At 38.7% G+C, this 1,483-nt stretch carries 1 protein-coding gene; it reads left to right on the forward strand.

Going from position 1 to position 1,483, the window contains the following annotated elements; all coding sequences use genetic code 11:
• Positions 1 to 519 precede the first annotated feature (519 nt).
• Positions 520 to 1,470, forward strand: a complete 951-nt coding sequence (locus B2400_RS12930) for a TIGR01212 family radical SAM protein (RefSeq protein ID WP_293933981.1) — start codon at positions 520 to 522, stop codon at positions 1,468 to 1,470.
• The last annotated feature ends 13 nt before the right edge of the window (positions 1,471 to 1,483 follow it).

Raw genomic sequence — 1,483 nt, forward strand, 5'->3', positions numbered from 1 at the left:
TTTGTTGGTCTAGATTTTAGATGTTAGACATGAGATATTAGAGTAGGGCGCGGATATGCGCCTTTTTTTTGTGGGTTGTTTTTGCTTGAAAAGGAAGGAATGGTAAGGAAAGCTGATCTTTTGATGTTTGTCTTGAATCAGCAAGGGATTATTAAGGAAAGATGATATTTTGATCTTTTGATGTTTGTCTTGAACCAGGAAAGGAAGGATTAAAGGATTGGCAGGATCATGCTAATCTTTTAATCCTTCCTTTCCTGGTTCAGAAACGACTCCTTTTTTTCTTTCAACATGATCCTATTCATCCTTGCATCCTTCCTTTCCTGGTATTCAAAACAAAATTCCCTTTCTAAACCAAAGGTTCAGAAAGCATGTCTAAAATCTTATCTCTAATATCTAATGTCTATTAGAGATATCCAGAGAAGCTACGCTCTAATGTCTTATATCTAACGTCTAATATCTATAGATAGACAAATATCTTATATCTAAAGTCTAAAATCTAATTCATACCTTTGTACCCTTATGGCGACGCAACTAGATAATGGAGTTAAACCTTATAATCACTATGGTGCTTATTTGAAGGAGAAGTATAATGGGCAGCGAGTGTTCAAGGTTATTGTGGATGGTAATTTTACTTGTCCTAATCGGGATGGTTCGAAGGGATATGGCGGATGTACATACTGCAATGTAGACTCCTTTACACCAGATACAGCCCGCAAGATTCCATCTATCAGAGAGCAAGTGGAGAACGGGATTGAACGCGCTCGAAATAGTTATGGGGCAGAGAAGTTCATTATTTACTTTCAGCCAAACACTAACACATACGCACCTACGCATTTATTGAAGATGATGTATGACGAGGCTTTAAGCATCTGCCCGGAACATACACTGGGGCTTTCCGTTGGTACTCGTCCTGATTGTCTTGATTTCGAAAAGATAGCTTTGTTGGAGAGTTATACCGATCGCTATGATGTTGACTTAGAGATGGGCATGGAGTCTATCTATAACGATACACTTGAGCGCATTAATCGCGGATGTTCTCACGATGAATTCTTGTCTACTATGAAGATGCTAGAGAATACATCTTTAGAGCTATGTGTGCATACGATCTTTGGATTCCCTTGGGAGACGGAAGAGATGATGCTTAAATACGCGGAAGAAATCAATAAACATCCGAAGATTAAGTTTGTTAAATTACATCACTTACATATTGTTGAGGGCTCCATCATGGGCGTTAAATATAAGCGAGAGCCATTCCACTTATTTAGCATCGAGGAGTATACAGAGTTCCTGAGCAAGTTTATTCCGCTTCTGCGTCCGGATATCATCATTCAACGTATTTTCGGGATTGCAGACAAAGAACTGTTAATTGCACCCAATTGGGGATTCCCCAAATCCGGTATTCAGACGAAAATTGATAAAGGTTTAGAAGAAAGAGGAGTGAAGCAAGGTTCAGCTTACTCATTATCATAAAAAAAGAAGAGGA

The organism is Sphingobacterium sp. UBA6645 (assembly GCF_002455685.1).
Lineage (GTDB): Bacteria > Bacteroidota > Bacteroidia > Sphingobacteriales > Sphingobacteriaceae > Sphingobacterium > Sphingobacterium hotanense.

Coding starts and splice junctions, on each gene's coding strand:
- B2400_RS12930 (WP_293933981.1), top strand. CDS start 520: ATGGCGACGCAACTAGATAATGGAGTTAAACCTTATAATCACTATGGT.